Source organism: Clostridium sp. (assembly GCF_036569345.1).
Taxonomy (GTDB): domain Bacteria; phylum Bacillota; class Clostridia; order Clostridiales; family Clostridiaceae; genus Clostridium_AD.
This window is the reverse complement of record NZ_DATCQT010000175.1, coordinates 101065-124341: the sequence shown is the minus strand read 5'-3', so window position 1 is coordinate 124341 and position 23277 is coordinate 101065. Positions and strand designations below refer to the sequence as shown.

Below are 23277 nucleotides of genomic sequence, written 5' to 3'. Positions count from 1 at the left end.
TTCTTTTTGTAGTGTAAAAAAATAAAAATGCATTACAAAATAGTAATTAAAAGAGTGATTTTTTAGTGTTTCTATTAAAATCAATAAGGAAAAGAGGCTGTCTCTTCAAATGATTTTTTAATCATTTTGAGACAGCCCCTTCATAAGTGTCGTTAAGTTTTAATTATCAAATGCTTTCATTAACTCATTTTTATTTAACTTTCCAAGTTGTTCCTTCCTTAGTATCAAGAAGTTCAATATTCATAGCTATAAATTCATTTCTTATCTCATCTGCTCTTGCCCAATTTTTACTTGCTCTTGATTCTGCTCTTTCAATTATGAGCTTATTTATAAGGTCCTCATCTACGTTTGTAGTTTCTTCTTCAATTTTCATGAGATCTAATGAGAATACCTTATCAAAATCTTCTATAAGTATAGCCTTTTCCTTATTATTAAGTTCGCCGTCTTTTAAAACATCGAAAAGTACAGTAAAAGCATTTGCTATATTTAAATCATCACTTATATATGATGAAAATTTCTGTTTATATGATTCAATTTTCTCATCACTGGTTTGATCATTTTTATTTATAGATACTAAAACAAGAGCAATTCTCTCTTTAAGCTTTTTGTACCCATTTTTAGCATCATTTAAACTCTCAAAACTAAACAGTAACTGTTTTCTATATTTAGATTGAAGACAGAAATATCTATAATCAAGGGGACTATATCCCTCTTCAATAAGCCTTGATACTGTTAAAAAATCACCAGTAGATTTTGACATTTTACCGCTGTCTAGTACTAAAAACTCTCCATGCATCCAGTATTTTACCCATTTATGTCCTAGGACCCCTTCTGATTGAGCTACTTCATTTGTGTGATGTATTGCAATATGATCTACTCCACCACAATGAATATCTAAATATTCACCGATATATTTAATAGACATAGCAGAACATTCTAAATGCCAGCCTGGAAACCCTTTTCCCCATGGTGACTCCCACTGCATTATCTGATTAGAAAATTTAGAATTTGTAAACCATAATACAAAATCAAGTGGATTTTTCTTATTAGGGTCTACTTCTATCCTACGTCCTGCTTCCAGCTCATCTATACTAATATTTGCAAGTTTAGCGTAATCTTCAAATTTATCAATTTCAAAATATACATTTCCATTAGATACGTAAGTATATCCTTTATCCTCGAGTTTTTTTATAAGCTCTATCATATCCTGTATATGATCCGTAGCTCTACATACAATAGTAGGCCTTTTTATATTAAGCTTTTTACAATCTTCAAAAAAAGCATCTTCATAGAATTTGGCAATTTCCCATACAGTTTTATGCTCACGACTTGCACCTAATGCCATTTTATCTTCACCTTCATCCCCATCTGATTGAAGGTGACCTACATCAGTTACATTCATTACATGCTTAACCTTATAATTTAGATACTCTAAGGATTTTTTAAGTACATCTTCAAAAATATACGTCCTTAAATTGCCTATATGTGCATAGTTGTACACTGTAGGTCCACAAGTATACATACCAACCTTACCTTCTTTATAAGGTACAAATACGTCCTTATTTCTAGTCATAGTATTATAAACATTAAAACTCAATATTTTCACTCCTTCTTAAATAGTACAATAGTATATTCAATTTTTTAAAAACTGTTCATCATCTTCACAAATGCAATATAATAAGCTACAGGCTTGCTGCAGCTTTAAACTTCAAAGTATAAATAACCCCAAACTTTTAAGTACAAAAATAATTATATATATAAATTTTAACATAATACTCGAAAAATGCAATAAATTATCTTAATAATTTATTATTTTTAGTAATTTATACCATTTATTTGAATAAATTTATTATATTATCTATATTCAAACAATTTCCTATATAAAAAAACAGGAGCATATAAGCAAAAGTTTATATACTCCCATTTATTTTATTTTTTATCAGCAGATTGTTTTTTATTTGTAGCGTTTTGATTTTTTGCAGTTTCTCTAGTTATAGGAGTATCATAGTTACTTTTTACTAATCTAGAAAATTTATTGTCAGGTTGGCTATCTTTAGGCATAAAAACATCTCCCTCATCAGTATTGATATTATATCTATATGTTTTACTAATTTTAAAAAAATATTCTATTTATTTAAATTAATAAATCGTTTAAAAATATAGGGTGCTCCTACTGTAATCCACAATCCAACTATAAAATATCTGAAAAAATCCGAAAATATACTAATTGGTAGTATTACCTTTAATCCACCTTTAAGTGTTAAAAGAACACCAAGTCCTAAAACCAATTTTATTACTTGCTTTAGCCTAGTGCTATTAACATCATATAACACATATTTTGTTTCTAGTATATATCCAATATAGAAACCTAATACTGTTCCCGATATTGAATAATAGGTTTTTTGTCTTAAGAATATTAATCCAATGAGCATAGGCATAATAATTATCATAAAAATCCATGGATTACCATTAGCCTCAGAATATTCAAAAATAAAATTAGATATAAATGTCCATATAATTCCGATTACTATCCCGCCAACAATATCTATAGGGTAATGCACTCCCAGATACATTCTAGAAAATCCAACTAAACTTATTACTAATATTCCAATTACATAAATCCACCTTTTCCTTATTTGATTTATAAATGAAATCCAGAATATTGTAGACCCTTGTGTATGCCCACTTGGAAAAGATTGTCCTGTAGCAGTTTCTAATCTGAGAGACCTTATTCCTGAAATTCCTATTGGCCTAGCTGAATTAACTATATCCTTTAAAGCAGTGTTTACAATTGTACCCGTAAGCAGTGCAAACCCTAGCTTATACCCGAATTTTTTATTTACGCACCAAAATATTGTAGAAGCTACTACAATGTAGAAAGTCTCCTCACCGGTCATTGTAATTAATTGAAAGACCATATCCGCAAATGGAGATGTAATAGATTGTATAAATTTAATAATTTCTATTTGCATACTTCTCTCCTTATATCTCTTATAAATCTTGAAAATAAAAACCAATCTAGAATATAGACTGGTTTTTAAAATATAGTTTATATACTTAATTTTATTTTCTACACTTCACTATACCACATTATTACTTAACAACCTTTTCATAATCCACATCAACAATAACACTATCATCATAATTAATATCAATGGAATCTGTTGTATCTGCGTCACTATTAAACATATCCGCTTTTGCTGTACTATTTTCCTTTATACTTAGTTTATAGATAAAATTTTTAATCATCTTTACTAATTTGAAAATACACCATACTAAAACCCCAAAAACTGCAATAACAAATAAGGCTTTAATAACAAAGATAGCTATATAAGGTATTGTTATTAATAAAATAATAAAAGTACCAACTGATAATGCTGATTTAAAGAACTTTGAAATTATGTTTTTACCCTTTGTATACTCCATGATAATATTAACCTTCTTTCAATTAATACAATTTTTTTATTAATTAATAGTTTAATTATAACATATAAATACAATCAAATATAAATTAATTCTTAAGAAATAATGAATAATATATTAAGTTATAACATTCCTCCATCTATTGTTATCACTTGCCCTGTAATGTATTTGGACTTTTCACTGGCTAGAAAAGTTACAAGCATTCCAACATCGCTCACTTCTCCAAATTTCATCATCGGTATTTCATTAACTAAAGCTTTACGCTCATCACTGCTTAACCAATCATTCATTTCTGTATCTATAACCCCTGGTGCTATGGCATTAACCCTAATATTGGAAGGTGCAAGTTCCTTAGCTAAGGCCTTTGTAAATGCGTTAATTGCTCCCTTAGATGCTGAATAAACTACTTCACAAGAAGCACCTACATTCCCCCACATTGATGATATATTTATTATACTTCCACTCTTTTGCTTTATCATCTCTTGCATAGCGTTATGAGAACAATTAATTGTACCCTTAAGATTTACATTTATAATATTATCCCATTCGTCAGGGGTCGCATCCATAAACAAACCTACCTTAGAGATTCCTGCATTGTTTATCAAAATATCTATTTTACCTAATTTATCAACAGTAGTTTTTATCATTTCTTTCGAAAACTCATAATTACTTACATCACCTTTGATTTTTAAAGCATATGATCCCAGATCTCTAATTTCCTGAAATGTTTTTTCAGCTGCTTCTTCATTACTTCTATAATTTATAACAACGCAAGCCCCAGCCTTAGCGAGTTCTAAAGCAATCCCTTTTCCAATTCCTCTTGATGCTCCCGTGACTATTGCTACTTTACCTTTTAAATTCATAAATACCGCCCCTAACTTAGGATTTTTTCCTTCGAATTATTATTATTTCTTATTTTTTATCTTCATATTAAAATTCTTTTTTAATTTTAACTATATATATATTATACTGCTAATTTACGAAACATTAAAAGAATTAAATGTCGCAAACACTTTTTCAAAGATTCTACCTTTATTTTAGAAATTATATTGATTATTATTAGGTGATAATTTCTTCAAGTTACCTTCATATATATGTTTATATATGATAATATATATATGATAAAGATAATTAAGAAAAATAAAAAAATTAATATATTCTTGCAACATTGAGGAGAATATTTAATATATGACATATACACCTATTATATAAAGGTGTAAAAATTACCCTATTCAACAAGGAGGAATTTACATTGAGTAAAATTGAACAACTAACCGTAGATACAATAAGAATTTTATCCGCCGAGGCAATACAAAAGGCAAAATCAGGTCATCCAGGGCTTCCACTTGGAGTGGCTCCAATGGCGTATACATTATGGGCAAATCATATGAACCATAACCCTGCAAATTCGAAATGGCAGGATAGAGATAGATTTGTACTCTCAGCAGGTCATGGATCAATGCTTGAATATTCACTTCTTAATCTTTTTGGATATGGTCTAACTATTGAAGATTTAAAGAATTTTAGACAATTTGGAAGTTTAACACCTGGTCATCCTGAGTATAATCATACAAATGGCGTTGAAGTTACTACAGGACCGCTCGGACAAGGCATTGCTAATGCAGTAGGTATGGCAATAGCTGAAAGCCATCTTGCAGCAAAATTCAATACAAAAGAATATGCTATTGTAGATCATTATACATATGCTATATGTGGTGATGGTGATAATATGGAAGGAATTTCTGGAGAAGCAGCATCTTTGGCAGGTACATTAGGCCTTTCTAAACTTATTGTAATGTATGACTCAAATAGTATATCTATAGAAGGATCTACAGATATAGCCTTTACAGAAGATGTAAGTAAAAGATTTGATGCTTATGGATGGCAAGTTTTATATGTAGAAGACGGCAATGATATGGACGCAATAGGTAAAGCCATTGAAACTGCAAAACTTGAGATAAATAAACCTTCCTTTATTAAAATTAAAACTATTATTGGATTTGGTTGTGCTAAAAAGCAAGGCTTATCATCCGCACACGGTGAACCGCTTGGTGAAGATAATATAACTGAAATGAAAAAATGCATGGGCTGGAACCTAGCACCATTTTCTATTCCAGACGAAGTAACTAAACATATGGAAGAATTAAAATTAAAATTAAACAAAAAAGAAGAAGATTGGAACGCTCTTTATGCGTTATATAGCAAAAAAAATCCTGAACTTGCTAAAGAATATGAAGAATGGCAGAGCGGAGAAATTTCTACGAACTTACTTAAAGTTGAAGAAATGTGGAAATTTGAAGGCAAAGCAGCAACAAGAAACTCTTCTGGCGCTATAATAAATGTATTAGCTAAACATGTGCCAAATCTTATAGGTGGCTCTGCTGATCTTGCTCCTTCTAATAAAACATATATGAAGAATATGGGTGATTTTTCTATGGAGGATAGAAATGGATCTAACCTTCATTTTGGAGTACGTGAACATGCAATGGCTGCTATTGCAAATGGAATATATGTTCATGGAGGCCTTAAACCCTTTGTTTCAACTTTCTTTGTCTTTAGTGATTATATGAAGGGTGCAATGAGATTGTCTGCCCTTATGGGTCTTCCAGTAGTTTATGTTTTAACTCATGATAGTATAGCTGTTGGTGAAGATGGCCCAACTCATGAACCAATTGAACATCTTGCAGCACTCAGAGCTCTACCAAATTTTAATGTGTTTAGACCCGCTGATTCTAGAGAAACAGCTGTTGGTTGGTACGCTGCAATAACCTCAAAAACGACCCCTACTGCCTTAGTACTAACAAGGCAGAATCTTCCTTTGTATGAAGAGACCTCAATAGAAGCTTTAAAAGGTGCATATATATTAAAAACTTATGAAACTCAAGGTCAAAACCCTGATATCATTTTAATGGCATCTGGCTCCGAAGTAGAATTTATTTATGAGGGAGCAAAGATATTAAATGATCAAGGAATCAAGGCTCGAGTAGTAAGTATGCCATGCCTCGATTTGTTTGAAACTCAATCAAAAGAATATAAGGAATCTATATTGCCATCTTCTGTAAGAACTAGATTGGCAATTGAAGCCGCTGCTTCCTTTGGTTGGCATAAATACGTTGGTTTGGACGGAGACATAATTTCTATTGATAGGTTTGGTGCTTCAGCCCCAGCTGATGTTTTATTCAAAGAATTTGGATTTACAACAGAAAATGTTGTTGCTAGATCAATAAAACTACTTCATAAGTAATTTATTTATTTTATAGTTTTATTATTAAAAAAATCAACTAATCGTATTTTGATTAGTTGATTTTTTTAATTTATTTATTTAATTTTCCAGTTTTCAAGTAAATACTTTTCTGCTTCGTAAGACCAAAGTCCCTTATTGCCTTTTGCGATTTCTGCAAGCTTTTTAAAGCGTGGATCTTTTTTGCCTTTTTCCTCAAAATCATCAATTGCTGTAATATCCATAAATATGTTTGTGTATATTAGTTTTTTACCTGCTGGTACCTCAGTTAATTTAAGGGTTGCATCAGCTGCACTATCAAGTCCTCCAATATGAGTAACCATAACTGCTGGATTTATAATATTCTTTTCTGTCATTCTCAATGACTCAATCATATCATTTGTGTTTCCACCAGTAGTTCCAATTGTATGAGTTGATTGGTAATGAACATTATAAAAATTAAACATCGCTGAAAATTTAGTATCTGTAGGACCAGCAAAGAAATTTAAACAGCCATCCCTACCTAATATCTTATCTCCTTGTTCAACTACTGGTTTAACTGGAGAATATACAAATACATCATCAAAACCTGTTCCACCTGTTAACTCTCTTAAATATTTTGGAACATCTTCTATATCTTTTGTATTTACAAATATTAGTTCTATTCCGGCTTTCTTTGCATCAACCTCCGTAAATATTGCTCTTGCCCTGTCTAATCTACTTTGCTCTATATCTGTTACTACAATTAAGCCTGGCTTTCTGTCACAGTGCATAGCATAATCAATTGCACCTAGGCCCATAGGACCAGCCGCTGCAAGCATTGCAAGCTTTCCACCTTCAACTATTCCCATCTTGTGTTCATAACTACCCATTACAGTATGAAAACTTGCATGAAAACCTCCAATAATACAAGACATTGGCTCAGCAAGTGAAGCTTCATAATACGCTTTACCCTCATAATTTAATAAACAGCCAAGTTCCATTACCTCTTGTGGCATTATTGCATAAGTTGCATCTCCTCCACAATATCTATAAGAATATCCTGGTGAATCCATACTTCCTTTATAGTTAAGCGCTGGTTGCATAGAAAATTTATTTCCAACTTTAAAATCATTTTTCCATTTGGAACCTACCTGCACTATATCTCCTGCCATTTCGTGACCTATTATTATAGGATTGGTTGCTACATCACTAGGTACTCTCTTATGATCACTACCAAGTATTGCTGCTTTATAAGTAGACATACATATGCTGTCTGATACTACTTTCACTAATATTTCATCCTCTTTTATTTCAGGAAGTTCAAATTCATCCATTCTTAAATCTTTTTTTCCGTATAATCTTACTGCTCTTGTTTTCATATAAATTACCACCTTTTTTTTTATAAGTATTCGAATTCCACTTGTTTTTCTAGTTCTATAATTGTTTTTATATCACTTGCTTTTGTGCCTTCTGTCATTACATTCGCGGCACCAGTCGCAACAGCGAGTTTCACGGTTTCTTCAAAGCTAAGACCCTTCTCGATTGAATATGCAAGGGCTGCAACCATCGAATCGCCAGCTCCCACCGTACTTTTCACATCTACCTTAAGACCCCTAGCATATATGGATTTTTCCTTAGTTACAAAAACCGCTCCCTCACTGCCAAGTGAAACTGCTACAATAATAATACCATATTCCAGCAAACCTTTAGCTATTTCAGCAGTTTCCGCTACTCCATTAATTTTCTTATTAAACATACCTTCAAGCTCATCTATATTAGGCTTAACAAGATATGGTCCTGCTAAAATACCATACTTAAGAAGTTCACCATCAGCATCTAATATGGCTTTTGCTCCCTTTTCTTTTGCCTTAGTAATCCAATTACCATAAATCTTCTTATCTACGTTGCTAGGCACACTTCCTGACAAAATTACAATATCATCACTATTTATATTATTGAAGACTCTATCACGTGCTTCATTCAAATCCTTTAGACTTACCTCTGGACCGGCTTCATTAATATCTGTATTAGTATGATTAATCATGTCTACAACTTTTATATTTGTTCTTGTTTCACCTTGTGTAAAAACAAAGTCATTTAAGATATTTATACCATCTAAATATCCCTTTATAAACTTTCCTGAGTTACCGGAAAGAATTCCCATTGCTTTGCTCTTTGATCCCAAGTTTTTTATTACTTTTGACACATTAATTCCTTTTCCACCAGCATCAAGCCTTACTGACGCCACTCTATTAACATTACCAATATTGAAGTTATTTATTTCAATAGTTTTATCAACTGCTGGATTTATTGTTATAGTTGTAATCATATCTTCACCTCTTATATTTAAAGTTCATCTTTTGATTTAATTTTCGGATTTTATTGTAAACAGATTATAAATGTATTCAACATCCTCTGTACTTTTTAACTTATCAACAATGTTAACATTGCTCGTAATGCTGTCATCTTCTCCTTCAATAGCAATTGCGATATTTGAAAGTATTTGTAAATGCTCATCTCCAACTCCAGCAATACCAATTACGAGGTAAGCCAAATCATCTTCAAACTTAATGCCATTCGGAAATTGAAGAACTACCATTCCCGTATTTTTAATGTTTTTCTTAGCTGCTCCAACTCCATGAGGAATTGCTATTCCTTTCCCAATGTAAGTTGTAAGATCATCTTCTCTTTGAATCATAGCATCCATATATTCTTCTTCTACATAACCACTTTCAAATAATAGTCTACCTGCCATTTTTATTGCTGTATATTTATCTGTACTTTCGAGTCCCAGTTTTATATTTTTCTTTTCAAGAATTTTTTTATCAATTGCCTCCACATTTATTGAGTCACTTTTGGCATCAACTTGACTATCAGTATTATTGTTATTAGCTGGATTTAATCTACTTGAAAGGATCTCGAAAGCAGGGTTATTAAGGAAATCTTTAACTGATATATGCTCAGCATTAGGAGCTACACTCCTTGCTCTTGCTGTTAGTGTTTCATGAGTAATAACAATTTGCGCGTCCACTGGTATATCTTCTATCGCACAATTTACTACGTCAATATTATATCCAGCCTTTTTAAATTTAGTTTTTAATGTAGTTGCTCCCATTGCACTAGAACCCATACCAGCATCACATGCAAATATTACTTTGTTAAATGTTTTAACTATTGTTTTGTTTGTCTTATTTATTTCTTTTTTTACTTTTAGATCACTTGATCTTAATTTTGCTTTTTCAAATTCATTATCATCTGATTTACTATTACTACTCTTTATTATTACAGATGATATTAAGAAGGAAACCACAGCGGCTACTAGCACTCCTGCGAGTACTCCGAAATATCCACCTTTAGGCGTCATTGCAAGTAATGCAATTATACTTCCTGGAGAAGCTGCTGCAATTAATCCTGCTCCAAAGATTTGGAATGTGAATATTCCACTTGCACCACCACAAATTACTGCAAGTATAAGCTTTGGATTCATCAAAACGTAAGGGAAATAAATTTCATGTATTCCACCAATAAAGTGAATTATTATTGCTCCAGGTGCTGATTCTTTAATTGCACCTTTTGCGAACATCCAATAGGCTATTAGTACTCCAAGTCCAGGACCTGGATTGGATTCCAATAAGAAAAATACTGATTTCCCGATTGTTTTAGCTTCTTGTGCACCTATTGGTACCAAAATCCCATTACCTATTGCATTATTTAAAAACAATATTTTCCCTGGTTCTATAAACACAGAAACCAAGGGTAATAACCCTGCTTTTACTATGGCTTCTACTCCGTCTTTTAAAAAACCATTTAACCCTAGGACTACTGGACCAATTCCTGAAAATGCAATCAATGTTAAAATTACTCCAAGTATACCTGCTGAAAAATTGTTAATTAACATTTCAAAACCAGCTGGTACTTTTCCTTCAATGGCTTTATCAAATTTCTTTATAACATAACCACCGAGTGGCCCCATTATCATCGCGCCCATGAACATTGGAATATCTGCCCCTACTATAATTCCCATAGTTGCAATTGCCCCGACTACTCCACCTCTTACTCCACCAACCATTTTACCACCAGTGTAACCTATTAATAATGGTAAAAGATAAGTTATAATTGGGCCAACTAATTTAGCAAAATGAGAATTAGGAAGCCAGCCAGTCGGTATAAATAATGCTGTAATTAGCCCCCATGCTATAAATGCACTAATATTAGGAAGTATCATCCCGCTTAAAAATCGACCAAAACTCTGTACTCTTTCATTAGTTTTTCCTTTGTTTTTTTTATGTGATGTATTCTCCATAACTTATGCCTCCATTAATTATTTACTTTTTGATTATAAAATTCTTTTAAAATATCATTTAGTTCATTAAATGCATATTCTAAATTTCCATCTTTTAAATATTTAAGAAAATCTACTCTTTCAATTAGCATCTTACTTACATACCCTATAACCTCTATATAAGACTTACTACAATCTTCTGGTGCAAGCATTATAATTCCAATCTTGATATTTTCTGTTTTACCTTCACCATTTAAACACTCCAAACTCTTGGATAGTTTTATGGCACCAAAATATAATTTTTTCACAACATCAGTCCTACAATGAAGTAATATCATCTCATGTCCAGTTACAATTGTATTCCCTTTTTCCTCTCTATTTTTTAATGCTATTCTTAATAGTTCCTCAATTTCAGCATCTTGATCTATCACCTTGCTTGCTTCACTAATCAATGCATCAATGCCATTTATCTCAGGAATCTCTTTCAAAAAAAAATTGTCTAGTATTTGCATTATTGCCTCACTATATATGTTTAGTGAAATTAATTTTTCCTTGAATTTAATGTTTTTTACCTTTTTATTTATATGAGTGAATTCTGTATTTTTTAATGATTTTATTAATTTTAATATTTTATCCTTATCTTCTTGAAAAAGCAGTGGATTCACTCTTACTACTGGTTTAAAACATTTATCTATATTAACTGTAGAGATAATGAAATCTATCTCATTCTCCCGTAACATGCTTTCTTCAATACGAATTGTAGATATAATATCTACAATTTGAATATTATCATACTCATTTTCTATTCTTGTTGCGAGAAGTCTTGAGGTTCCCATCCCCGTAGAACATGCGATTGCAACCTTGTAAATAGGTTTAATTAATGTGTCACTATTTTCAATTGCAGCTCCTAAATGCATAGCAATAAATGCAATTTCAGCTTCAGGCATTTTTATACCTATGTGATTTTCCACTACCTTAGCGCATTTAGTGCTAATCCTCATTAAACCAGAATAATTAGCCTTAATTTCTTCTAGAAGTGGATTTCTAATATCAAGTTTCATTTTTAATCTTGTAATTGCTGTTCCAAGATGATTTACTAATCCATTTAACAGCTCTTGATTATTTCCAAGGAAACTTCCTGTTTCAATCTCTGCTATCTTTATAATTTCCTTTGATAACTTTATAAGTTCAAAACTTCCTATTATCTTATTTCCTGTTTTGTATTTTTCCTTATAATTTTTAGATCCTTTAATGTGCATTGTTATATACCCAATTTCATCCTCTGGTATATCTACCAAAAAACATTTTGATATATTAATAGACAATTCAGATGCAATTACATACTCCGAACTTGTTTTAAGTTCTTTTAAAAACTCACCGTCTATTTTTATTTTATCACCTTTCTTTACTCGTTCAATTGCAAGCGCAATATGAACAATTAATCCAACAAAGGCACTATCTACTAGCTTATAATCTCTTTTCTTCTCCATATTTTCAACTAAACCTTCTATTTTCTTTATTGTTTCATTATCTATCAAATTTAGTAATCTATTACGAGAAGAGGTCTCAATATCTTTTGCTACTACTGAATTATCTAAATTTTTTCTTATTAAATTTAAAAGCTGACTCTCATTTGTATTTTCATAAATTAGGCTAACCATAGCTTTTCTTATATGATTTTCTTTTCCTTCTACATATACACCGAGTCCCTGTTTCCTAATTAAATTTATACTATGTTTTTTAAACCATTCATCTGTTTTCTCTAAATCATTACTTATGGTTGCTTCTGTAACTTTTAAAATTCTAGTGAAATTATATAACTTAACAGGCTCTTGATTTTGAAGTAGTTCGCTTATAATTATATTTTTTCTCTCTAGAGGTGAATAAATTATTTCGCCCTTTTCTCCATTTAACAAATAAATAATTGATTGTTTTTCTTTCACTGTACCCATTACTTTAATGCCAACTCCAGTTTTTTTATTAAGTCTTACTCCATTTTGTTTAAGAAACTTTTCCACCTCTGGAATTTCTCTTAATATTGTCCTCCCACTAACATCTAAATCTTTTGCAATTTTAGCAATAGTAATATAATCATTTTCGTTACATATGTTTTGCAAGATATTTTTTACGCGTAAATTAACCTTGTAATCCTTCATAAAATTCCTCCAAATTTATTAAAAGATTGTTTTAATGTTACATGAAATTTTGAAAGTCTGTTTACAACTTGTCATGTTAAAGACTATTTATTAAATCTTTAATAAAATATTTTTTAAGTAACAGTTTGTAATTACTATAACTTTATTATATTCCAGTAAACAATTACATACAATTCAAAGATAAATTGATTAGTCAGTAGCTAATGATGACAATATTTAATATATAATTAATTTCAAAATTAGTATTTAATTAATTTAAAACTTTTATACATGACTACTATCTACATATAAATATAAATGGAGCAAATTTATTCACATAAACTCACTCCATTTTTTTATAAATATATTTATTATAAGCTATTTAAATTTATAAAAGTCTATTTACTAATTTATCATATTCTGGGCTATTAATAAAGTTTTTAATTGAAATAATCTCAGCTTTTGGTGCTTTTGTTCTTGCTCTAGCAGCTAAGGTCTCATGAGTAATAACTATTTTTGCATCAGCTGGAATTTCATTTATTGCGCAGTGAACAACATCTATATTAATACCTACTTTTTTAAACTTATTTTTTAATGTTGTTGCTCCCATTGCACTAGATCCCATACCTGCATCACAAGCAAATATTATTTTATCAAAGGTTTTAACTTTTATTCCTTTTAGTTCACTTACTTTTTCTTTTGCTTCTTCTAGTTCATTTCCTGTTGCCTTACTATTAGATCTTTTAATTATTACAGATGATATTAAGAATGAAACCACAGCTGCTACTAGCACTCCAGCAAGTATTCCAAAATATCCACCTTTAGGAGTCATTGCAAGTACTGCAATTATACTTCCTGGAGATGCCGCTGCAATTAATCCTGCTCCAAAAATTTGGAAAGTAAATATTCCACTGGCACCACCACAAATTACCGCTATTATAAGCAAAGGATTCATCAAAACGTAAGGAAAATAAATTTCATGTATTCCACCTATAAAGTGAATTATTATTGCTCCTGGTGCTGATTCTTTAATTGCACCTTTTGCAAACATCCAATAAGCTAACAGTACTCCAAGTCCTGGACCTGGATTTGATTCTAATAAGAAAAATACTGATTTTCCGATTGTCTTAGCTTCTTGTGCACCCATTGGCACCAAAATTCCATTACCTATTGCATTATTTAAAAACAATATTTTTCCTGGTTCTATAAATATAGATGCTAAAGGTAATAACCCTGCCTTTACTATGACTTCTACTCCGTCTTTAAGAAAACCATTTAACCCTAAGACTACTGGACCAATTCCCGTAAACGCAATCAATGTTAGCGCTGCTCCAAGTATACCTGCTGAAAAGTTGTTAATTAACATTTCAAAACCAGCCGGTACTTTTCCTTCAATGATTTTATCAAATTTCTTTATAACATAACCACCGAGTGGCCCCATTATCATTGCGCCCATGAACATTGGAATATCTGCTCCTACTATAATTCCCATAGTTGAAATTGCCCCAACTACTCCACTACGTACTCCACCTACCATTTTACCACCAGTGTAACCTATTAATAATGGTAAAAGGTAAGTTATCATCGGACCAACTAATTTAGCAAAATGTGAATTAGGAAGCCAGCCCGTCGGTATAAATAATGCTGTAATTAGCCCCCATGCTATAAATGCGCCTATATTGGGAAGTATCATTCCACTTAGAAATCTACCGAACCCTTGTACTTTTTCTTGTGTTTTTCCCTTGGTATTAATTTTGGTATTAACTTGAAGGTTTGACATTTAATTTTGCCCCCTTTTCTTTTTATAATTACTGAAATTTTCTGCAGAAATCATTTCTCAGTTGCCTTAATTTTATTATATATTGGTAAACCTTTACACACAATCCAAAGATAAACATATTAGTCATTATCTAATGATGACATTATTTAATATTAAAATAATTGAAAAGTTTTATACATTCTACTCTTAAAATAATATTACAGTTTTCTTATGATTTTTTTATTTTAAATTGAATATTCTTTTATATTCTTACACATAATATTATTAATAGTTATTAACTCTCAGCTAAATAGATGAGCTCATCATTAATATAGATACAGCTTAAAGTTACTAACTACCATATGTATTAAATGAACTGTTTTAAATTTAGTTTTTAGCTGTAACTATTATTTAATTTAATTCAGTTCATTTAATATAGCATAATACCCGTATGTAAATTATAATTTCAAAATAATAAACTATAGATTAAAAATCTATAGTTTACATTTTTGTATCTTATATTAAATTCTATAAAAGTCAATAATATTTAAGTATTATAGTTGAAAGTTAGATATTATTATATAATATAAATTCACTTAAACACATAAACTCTGTGTTTATTATTACAATGTTTACTCTTTCCAAAAAACTCTTTATTTTTCAATCAAATTATGATATTATGTAGTAAATTAGTTGAAAAAGGAGGTTGTTATTATGTCATATAAAATTACTGATGCATGTGTAAGCTGTGGAGCTTGTGAACCTGAATGTCCAGTTAATGCTATAAGCCAAGGAGATTCTTCTTTCGTTATTGATGCTGATACTTGTATTGATTGCGGAGCTTGTGCAGGTGTCTGTCCTACAGGCGCTCCAGTTGAAGCTTAATTAGAACATATTTGTTATAATTATTATATAAGCCACTGACTTAAGTCAGTGGCTTATATCTTTTTTATTCATTTAAGTCCTTGAATCCCTCTCCAAGAGTTTCATGAACGTTATATGTTATTATAAATGCTTTTTTATCAATTTCTTTTATATAATTTTTTAATTTTATAAATTGTTTTTTACCTAGAACAGTTGTTATAATCTCTTTTTCATCATTAGTATAAGCTCCCTTAGCAGTATATAAAGTGGCTCCTCTATCTAAATCTTCTATAATAAACCTTTTTATATCTTCGCCTTTTGAACTAACCACCTCAACTTTTTTACAAATATTCATTCCTGCAATAACTGCATCTATAGTAAATCCATTGATAATAACTCCAAGCAATGCATACATTCCGATTCTAGGCCCAAACACTATTATTGCCAATATAGTTATAAAAAAATCAGCTAAAAGTAAAGCCTTACCTATGTCTAAATGAAAATACTTATTAAGTATCTTCGCTATTATATCAGTTCCCCCTGTAGATGCATTTTGATTGAAAACCATACCCATACCCACTGCTCCAATTAATATCCCGAATATAAGGTCAAGAAATAAATCGCTTGTTATACTTCCGCTGAGAGGACAGGTTTTCTCTAATGCCCATATCATACCGGATAACCCAAAACTAGAATAAATTGTCTTAACACCAAAACTAGATCCTATAAATATAAATCCTATAATAAATAAAATTACATTTAAAACAAGCATTATAGCACCAATAGAAAGACCTGGCATATACCAATTTAAAATCATAGCAAGCCCACTAACTCCGCCTACTGCTAAATCGTTTGGTATTAAGAAAAAGTAAACTCCTGCAGCCAATAGTGCTATGCCAACTGTTATTAAGATATATTCTTTAATAATTTTTTTCATATTCATTTCCTCCACATTTAAACTTTCTATTTTACTAGAATATAAATTATTATGTCCATTAAACAATTAAGTAATAAAAATAACACATTAAAAGTTCGAAAGTGTTTATCAATTATCTTTCTAAAAAAAACTCTTAACCTATCGGCTAAGAGTTTAAAATTCCAATACAAATGGACTTACAACCATATTATACACTACAAAAACATTTTTGTTAAGTAGAATATAAATAAGTTAAATTCTGCTTAAAACTCCGCAGACCCAGTTGTTCTTGGGAATGGAATAACGTCTCTGATGTTGCTCATACCTGTAATATACATAATGGCTCTTTCAAATCCTAGTCCAAATCCAGCATGTTTAGTTCCACCGTATTTTCTTAGTTCTAAATACCACCAGTAATCTTCTTTGTTAAGACCACACTCTTCCATTCTAGCTTCTAAGACATCTTGCCTTTCTTCTCTTTGACTTCCACCAATAATTTCGCCTATTCCTGGCACAAGTAAATCCATTGCTGCAACTGTCTTATTGTCATCATTTACTCTCATATAAAAGGATTTTATTTCCTTTGGATAATCGGTAACAAATAATGGTTTGTTAAATACTTCTTCTGTTAAATATCTTTCATGCTCAGTTTGAAGGTCACAACCCCAAGTTACTGGATACTGGAATTCCTTTCCTGATTTTTGCAAAATATCCACTGCAGCTGTATATGTCACCTGACCAAATTCTGAATTTACAACACTATTTAATCTTTCTATTAAATTTTTATCTACGAAACTATTGAAAAACTCCATCTCCTCTGGAGCATTTTCCATAACATATTTTATTATGTATTTCATCATATCTTCTGCAAGTTTCATATCATCTTTTAAATTAGCAAATGCTATTTCAGGCTCTATCATCCAGAACTCGGCAGCATGCCTCGCTGTGTTAGAATTTTCAGCTCTAAAAGTTGGTCCGAAAGTATAAACATTTCTAAAAGCTAAGGCAAAAGCCTCTGCTGCAAGCTGACCACTTACAGTTAAGCTGGTTTCTTTACCAAAAAAGTCTTGCGTAAAATCAACTTTTTTATTCTCATCTAATGGGATGTCACTAACATCAAGAGTCGATATTCTAAACATTTCACCTGCACCTTCGCAATCACTACCAGTAATTATTGGTGTATGAGTGTATACAAAACCTCTCTTTTGAAAGAACTCATGGATAGCAAACGCAGTTAGAGAACGTACTCTAAACACTGCTGAGAAAGCATTACTTCTAGGTCTCAAGTGTGCAATAGTTCGTAAATACTCAAAAGAGTGTCTTTTCTTTTGCAATGGATAATCAGTATTTGACATCCCCTCTAGCATTATTTTAGTAGCCTTAATCTCAAATGGTTGCTTAGCTTCTGGAGTTACAACTAGCTTTCCTTCTATAGTTAAAGAAGAACTTATAGGTAATTTAGCAATTTCGGCAAAATTTTCTAATCCCTCTTCAAAAACCACTTGAATATTTTTGAAAAAACTTCCATCATTAACTTCTATAAATCCAAATGCTTTAGAAGATCTTAATGTTCTTATCCATCCAGAGATAGATACTATTTGGTCTGCATATTTTTCTTTTTCTCTATAAATTTGTTTGACTAATAACTTTTCCATAATCTTACTCTCCTTTTATTTTTTTACTTTTTTGAAAAATAAAAAAGCCTCCATCCCTTAATAATAAAGGGACGAAAGGCTATAATTTCGCGGTACCACCCAATTTGTCATAAAATATGACCACTCTAATTAGTATTGAATTATATGTTCAATACTACTCAACACTTAACGGATTGAACCCGTCTAATCCAAATATCCTATAGATTTCGATTAGAAACTCAAAGATGTTCTTCAACATAAATTTCATATTGGTCTTTCACCATCACCAACTCGCTAAAACTACCTTTTATATCTACTATTCTCGTCACAGTCTTTAATAAAATTATTATAAATTTTAGTATGTTCACTAATTATTTTTTATATGCATTTAATTATAATATTTTTAATAATAAATGTCAAATATTAAAAATACTCTATAGAGTAGACTTCTTTCTTTGTCTACTCTATAGAGTATAATTTGTTACTACCAAGTTTATCTAACTAAAATTCTTCTTCGCCGTCAAATTCCTCATCATCTAAATCCTCAGATATTTCACCAATAACTTCATCTCTCTTAGCTGTTTCTCCAGTAACTTTATTTTCAACGACTATATTACATTTCACCTGTCCATCAACCTCATTAATAAAAGTTTTTGCTGTAACATCACCTTTTTCTAAAGAAATTCCCTGAGTAAGTTTTTCTGGGTGATCAAATGTGATTGGTTTGCTATTTAATCTATCATTCATGAATAAACACTCCCTTTCTTGAGCTTAGTTTGTGCATGAAGACTTTTAAATATACTTTGCAAATATTACCTAAATTTAATTTTTTATTCTGTAAATCCTTCTCCGAGAACCTCTCTAACATCTGCAACAGTCATAAATGCTTTGGAATCCACTTCTTTGACCATTTTTTGAAGTGGCATTATTTCATTCTTGCCAACTACTACAAATAATACCTGTTTTTCTGCTTTTGTGTACATCCCTGTAGCATGTATTCCTGTAACACCTCTATTTAAATCTTTGAGTAGTATTTCTGATATTTCCATAGAATAATCCGATATAATAAATACTGCTTTGGAAAAATTTATTCCTTCAAGAATACTATCTACCACCTTAGCAACTATATAAATGGATATTAGTGCATACATAGCTTTTTCAATTCCAAATACGAAAGCACCTATTACAACTATAGTTGAATCAATAACTAATATAATTTTAGCAATTGGGACATTTTTTAAATAAACTTTTATTATGTTGGCAGCTAAATCAGTTCCTCCTGTACTAGCAGATGCTCTTAATACGAAACCTAAGCCTGTACCAACAAATACTCCACCAAATATACTTGCTAACAAATAATCAACATGTGGAGCAGGTATAAAGCTTGTATAAAATAGTGCAAAAGATAGGTATGCTGCTGAAAACATAGATTTACCCACAAACCCTTTACCCTTAAGTTTTAAAGCAATGGCAAGTAAAGGTATGTTTACTGCCATATTTGTAAACCATAGTGGTATTTCTATTCCATAATTTTTTTTTGATATATATTCAATAATAATGGCAAGTCCTGATACTCCACCTGTCACTAATTTTAATTTAGCAAAAAACATATTCACACCTGCCGCAAGTATTGTTGTTCCAACAATAATGTAAATATAATTTATAAGATTTTCATTTTTATTTTTATTTCTCATTTACTTTATCCTACTTTCTGACCTACTTTGTCTCAATAAAGTTATCACAATTATAAGATATTGTAAATATAAAATTACTCTTACTGGTCATTTTACTAATTTAGTATCAAATTTTAACCAATATAAAAAGCATCATATACAATATTAATTTAGGGGGACTAAAAAATACTGTAATGATGCTTTTTTATTTGGTTATTTAAATTATAGACATAAATGCTTATTTTTATCCAAATATTAAAAAAATATTTTTTAATATATTATTTCTTGTCCCGGATAATTTATTTCCACAGTTTTTATGTTTATTTTTTCCATCTTCTTGGCGAATTTTTTAGTTATAACCACATCATCCCCAAAATGCATAGGTATTAACAAAGAAGGTTGAATTTGATTTGCAAAATACTCTCCACCTAAATAATAAAATTCTTGAAGTCTTGGATCAACTGGGAAAAATGCTATATCAATAGGTTTTTCTTTTTTTAACTTTTCTATGTGGGCTTTAAATGAGGACTCCGATAAATTTTGTTCCTCTAGGCTATCTTCTTTCCATTTCCACCAATTAAGATCTCCAGCATGAAAAATAGTTAATCCATCCACTTTTACCACAAAGGATATCCCAATATCTGTTGAACCATAAGCTTTTACATAAACATCCTTAAATAATTTTTCTTCATTTTCTTCTATAAAATTGTAATTTGGTTTAATATTTTCTATTTTTATGTCACTACTAAAAATATATTGTATATCATTATTATCATTCTCCCAATCCAAAATTTGGTAATTAAAATGATCTGCGTGGCTATGAGATGAAAATACATAAACATTATTCATTTTTTTGATCTTTTCAGGTAATAACAATGTCTGAATCTGGTTTGTTCTCATAGGTTCTTTATAATAATCAAATATTAAAAAATGATTTTTAGTTTTAATATAAAACCCACTATGGTATATATAATTTATCATTGCTTTTACTTCTTTCATAAATTATCTCTCCTTATAATTTAAATATATAACAATTAAATCACCCTCATTTTACCACAGCCATACAATCATGGTATAGTATATGTTATATAATAATTTTTTAAAAAAGGTGGTTATATTAAATGAAATTTTCTTTTGATCATAATAACATAAATGTATTGGATTTAGAAAAAAGCATAGAATTTTATAAAAGTGCTTTAGGCTTCACGGAAACTAGGCGTCATCATCCAGCAGATGATAGTTTTATTCTTGTATTTTTAGGTGATGAGACAACTAACCATAAATTAGAGCTAACTTGTATGAAGGATAGAACAAAGCCATATAATTTAGGTGAGAATGAATTTCATCTTGCAGTAGTTACAGATGATTTTGATGAAGCATACCTTTTACATAAAAAAATGGGTTGCATATGTTACGAAAACAAACCTATGGGAATATATTTCATTATGGATCCAGATGGTTACTGGACAGAGGTTATTCCAAGAAGGTAAAAGATTCAATTTCAAAATGAGTTACTATTAAGAATAATTTTAATTATTAAATATTACAAAAGCCATGCATTAATGCATGGCTTTTGTAATATTTAACCGTTTAATGATTGTTATTGCATTGTCCAATAATAACCATTATAATTATTATTTAGTCAAATAGGAATGACTTGTTAACAAACTTTTAATAAATATTTATTCTAAAAGACTAAATAAAATATGATTTTGTTCGAAAGTTATTATAGGATATTATTTTATTTTCTAACATTAAAATGTTTTTACATACTATTAAATTAAATTTAGTATTATGTAAAATGCAAAATAGGAGGAGTTTATGAATATTTTTTCGATAATATTTATAATAATAAGTTTCGGTTCACTGATAGGAGCATTTCTTTTAGAAGGTGGAAGTCCAGGTATGCTTGCAGTTAGTAGTGCTGCTATAATCGTTTTTGGTGGTACTATTGGATCCGTAGGTCTTGGATTTTCTGCTAAAAAGTTAAAAAATATTCCAGCAATGTTTAAACTTATATTTACAGCTAAAGACAAAGATTTGGTAGAGATTGTGAACTACTTTAAACAATTATCCTTTAAAACTAGAAAAGAGGGTTTACTTAGCATCGAAGGCGAAATAACTGACGATTTGGACCCTTTTATAAAAAAAGGTTTGCAACTAGTGGTGGATGGTGTAGACCCTCAACTAGTAAAAACCATATTAGAGTTTGAACTTGAATCAACCTACGATAGACATAAAGATGGTGTTGCTATCTTTGAGGCAGCTGGTGGATTTGCACCTACTATGGGTATTATAGGAACAGTTATGGGCCTTGTGCAAGTTTTAAGTAATCTCTCTGACCCATCTGTTTTAGGAGAAAAGATTGCAGTTGCATTTATAGCTACTCTATATGGTGTTGGATCTGCTAACTTATTATGGCTTCCTATTGCTTCACGATTAAAGGATTTAAATAATGAAGAAATAAAAGAAAAAGAACTAATAATAGAAGCCGTTCTTCTTATGCAAGAAGGTGCAAATCCTAATATATTAGCAGAAAAGTTAAAAGGATTCCTAGATAAAAAACAAATAAAAAGATTTAATGAAATTGATAATGGGGGAGCTAAATAATGAAAAGGAGGGAAGAAAAAGAACCCAATCCTGAGCGATGGTTTCTAACTTATTCAGACCTAATAACTTTGCTTATGATATTTTTTGTTGTTATGTATGCCTCAAGTAATGCAGATACTACTAAATATAAACAACTATCACAATCACTTAATGTAGCTTTTAATGGTGCTGGTGCATCTATAGTTGGCACTGAATCCTCTCCAAGTGATTCAGCTTCAACTGTTGCAGTAGTTGAACCCATAACACAAGAAACTATCTCTGCACAAACTAAAGCATTGGAAGAAAATAAAATGGAAGCAATTAAAAAAAATGTTGATAACTATTTGAAACAGAATGGCTTAAGCAGTAGCGTATCCACTAAAATTGATGAGAGAGGTCTTGAAGTAAGTCTTAAAACTTCACTGCTCTTTGATGTTGGTGCCGCAGACGTTAAAGAGGTTTCTGCTAAAAAATTAATTAGCATAGGTAAAATCCTAAATCATGTTAACAATTACGTGAGAATAGAGGGACATACAGATAGTACCCCAATGAGTAATAGTGAATTTAGCTCTAACTGGCAGCTTTCTGCAATTCGTGCAACCAATGTTACTGAACTACTTATTTCAAAAGCAGGAATTTCTCCTAAAAAAATATCAGCAGTAGCCTATGGAGAGAATAGGCCCGTAGCAACTAATACCACTGCAGTCGGAAAAGCTAAAAATAGAACCGTTGATATTATTATATTAAGTAGTCAATTCTCAAAAGCTGAGAAAACCAACTAAAAAAGATGTTGCTATTTT

Annotated in this window: 20 protein-coding genes and 1 other annotated feature; of the genes, 5 read left to right on the top strand and 15 right to left on the bottom strand. The window is 30.6% G+C overall.

The window, feature by feature from the left end; translation table 11 throughout:
• Positions 1 to 190: 190 nt before the first annotated feature.
• The 5 genes from cysS to ymfI form a co-directional block, all read right to left on the bottom strand.
• Positions 191 to 1597 (bottom strand): cysteine--tRNA ligase, encoded by a 1407-nt coding sequence (gene cysS / locus VIM70_RS18240; protein WP_331947213.1) that lies wholly within the window; start codon positions 1595 to 1597, stop codon positions 191 to 193.
• A 332-nt stretch (positions 1598 to 1929) separates the two neighbouring features.
• Positions 1930 to 2061 (bottom strand): hypothetical protein, encoded by a 132-nt coding sequence (locus VIM70_RS18235; protein WP_331947212.1) that lies wholly within the window; start codon positions 2059 to 2061, stop codon positions 1930 to 1932.
• 65 nt (positions 2062 to 2126) lie between these two features.
• Positions 2127 to 2972 (bottom strand): phosphatase PAP2 family protein, encoded by an 846-nt coding sequence (locus tag VIM70_RS18230; RefSeq protein WP_331947211.1) that lies wholly within the window; start codon positions 2970 to 2972, stop codon positions 2127 to 2129.
• Positions 2973 to 3093: 121 nt separating this feature from the next.
• Positions 3094 to 3426 (bottom strand): hypothetical protein, encoded by a 333-nt coding sequence (locus VIM70_RS18225; RefSeq protein ID WP_331947210.1) that lies wholly within the window; start codon positions 3424 to 3426, stop codon positions 3094 to 3096.
• Positions 3427 to 3545: 119 nt separating this feature from the next.
• Positions 3546 to 4286 (bottom strand): elongation factor P 5-aminopentanone reductase, encoded by a 741-nt coding sequence (gene ymfI / locus VIM70_RS18220; RefSeq protein ID WP_331947209.1) that lies wholly within the window; start codon positions 4284 to 4286, stop codon positions 3546 to 3548.
• Positions 4287 to 4675: 389 nt separating this feature from the next.
• On the opposite strand from ymfI, the gene tkt reads away from it, so the two are divergent.
• A complete protein-coding gene (gene tkt, locus VIM70_RS18215; RefSeq protein ID WP_331947208.1) occupies positions 4676 to 6667 on the top strand; it encodes a transketolase in 1992 nt (663 codons plus the stop codon).
• Between the two features lie 74 nt (positions 6668 to 6741).
• On the opposite strand, the gene VIM70_RS18210 is transcribed toward tkt, so the two are convergent.
• The 5 genes from VIM70_RS18210 to VIM70_RS18190 form a co-directional block, all read right to left on the bottom strand.
• Positions 6742 to 8004 carry a zinc-binding dehydrogenase gene (locus VIM70_RS18210; protein ID WP_331947207.1) on the bottom strand — a complete coding sequence of 421 codons (1263 nt, stop codon included), beginning with the start codon at positions 8002 to 8004 and terminating at the stop codon, positions 6742 to 6744.
• Between the two features lie 20 nt (positions 8005 to 8024).
• Positions 8025 to 8954 (bottom strand): 1-phosphofructokinase, encoded by a 930-nt coding sequence (gene pfkB / locus VIM70_RS18205; RefSeq protein WP_331947206.1) that lies wholly within the window; start codon positions 8952 to 8954, stop codon positions 8025 to 8027.
• Positions 8955 to 8990: 36 nt separating this feature from the next.
• Positions 8991 to 10928, bottom strand: a complete 1938-nt coding sequence (locus tag VIM70_RS18200) for a PTS mannitol transporter subunit IICBA (protein WP_331947205.1) — start codon at positions 10926 to 10928, stop codon at positions 8991 to 8993.
• 14 nt (positions 10929 to 10942) lie between these two features.
• Positions 10943 to 13063, bottom strand: a complete 2121-nt coding sequence (locus VIM70_RS18195; protein ID WP_331947204.1) for a BglG family transcription antiterminator — start codon at positions 13061 to 13063, stop codon at positions 10943 to 10945.
• A gap of 367 nt (positions 13064 to 13430) precedes the next feature.
• Complete coding sequence (locus tag VIM70_RS18190) at positions 13431 to 14822, bottom strand: PTS mannitol transporter subunit IICB (protein WP_331947203.1); 1392 nt, start codon at positions 14820 to 14822, stop codon at positions 13431 to 13433.
• Positions 14823 to 15515: 693 nt separating this feature from the next.
• On the opposite strand from VIM70_RS18190, the gene VIM70_RS18185 reads away from it, so the two are divergent.
• Positions 15516 to 15686, top strand: coding sequence for a DUF362 domain-containing protein (locus VIM70_RS18185; protein WP_331947202.1), 171 nt, complete (start codon positions 15516 to 15518; stop codon positions 15684 to 15686).
• Positions 15687 to 15750: 64 nt separating this feature from the next.
• Here the strand turns inward: VIM70_RS18185 and VIM70_RS18180 are convergent, their stop codons facing one another.
• The 5 genes from VIM70_RS18180 to VIM70_RS18160 all read right to left on the bottom strand — a co-directional run bounded on the left by VIM70_RS18180 (position 15751) and on the right by VIM70_RS18160 (position 20887).
• Positions 15751 to 16602, bottom strand: coding sequence for a YitT family protein (locus tag VIM70_RS18180; protein ID WP_331947201.1), 852 nt, complete (start codon positions 16600 to 16602; stop codon positions 15751 to 15753).
• A 242-nt stretch (positions 16603 to 16844) separates the two neighbouring features.
• A complete protein-coding gene (gene asnS / locus VIM70_RS18175) occupies positions 16845 to 18236 on the bottom strand; it encodes an asparagine--tRNA ligase (RefSeq protein ID WP_331947200.1) in 1392 nt (463 codons plus the stop codon).
• Between the two features lie 64 nt (positions 18237 to 18300).
• Positions 18301 to 18553: a binding site (T-box leader), on the bottom strand.
• 163 nt (positions 18554 to 18716) lie between these two features.
• Entirely contained in the window at positions 18717 to 18962 is a 246-nt protein-coding gene (locus VIM70_RS18170; RefSeq protein WP_331947199.1) for a hypothetical protein, read from the bottom strand.
• An 83-nt stretch (positions 18963 to 19045) separates the two neighbouring features.
• A complete protein-coding gene (locus VIM70_RS18165) occupies positions 19046 to 19909 on the bottom strand; it encodes a YitT family protein (RefSeq protein ID WP_331947198.1) in 864 nt (287 codons plus the stop codon).
• A 249-nt stretch (positions 19910 to 20158) separates the two neighbouring features.
• Complete coding sequence (locus tag VIM70_RS18160) at positions 20159 to 20887, bottom strand: MBL fold metallo-hydrolase (RefSeq protein ID WP_331947197.1); 729 nt, start codon at positions 20885 to 20887, stop codon at positions 20159 to 20161.
• Between the two features lie 122 nt (positions 20888 to 21009).
• Between VIM70_RS18160 and VIM70_RS18155 the strand changes: the two genes are divergently transcribed.
• From VIM70_RS18155 to VIM70_RS18145, 3 genes are all read left to right on the top strand, one after another.
• Positions 21010 to 21378: a VOC family protein gene (locus VIM70_RS18155; protein ID WP_331947196.1), complete on the top strand. Its 369-nt coding sequence runs from the start codon at positions 21010 to 21012 to the stop codon at positions 21376 to 21378.
• 331 nt (positions 21379 to 21709) lie between these two features.
• A complete protein-coding gene (locus VIM70_RS18150) occupies positions 21710 to 22498 on the top strand; it encodes a flagellar motor protein (protein ID WP_331947195.1) in 789 nt (262 codons plus the stop codon).
• Entirely contained in the window at positions 22498 to 23259 is a 762-nt protein-coding gene (locus VIM70_RS18145; protein WP_331947194.1) for an OmpA family protein, read from the top strand. Before VIM70_RS18150 ends, VIM70_RS18145 begins: the two co-directional genes overlap by 1 nt.
• Positions 23260 to 23277: the final 18 nt, after the last annotated feature.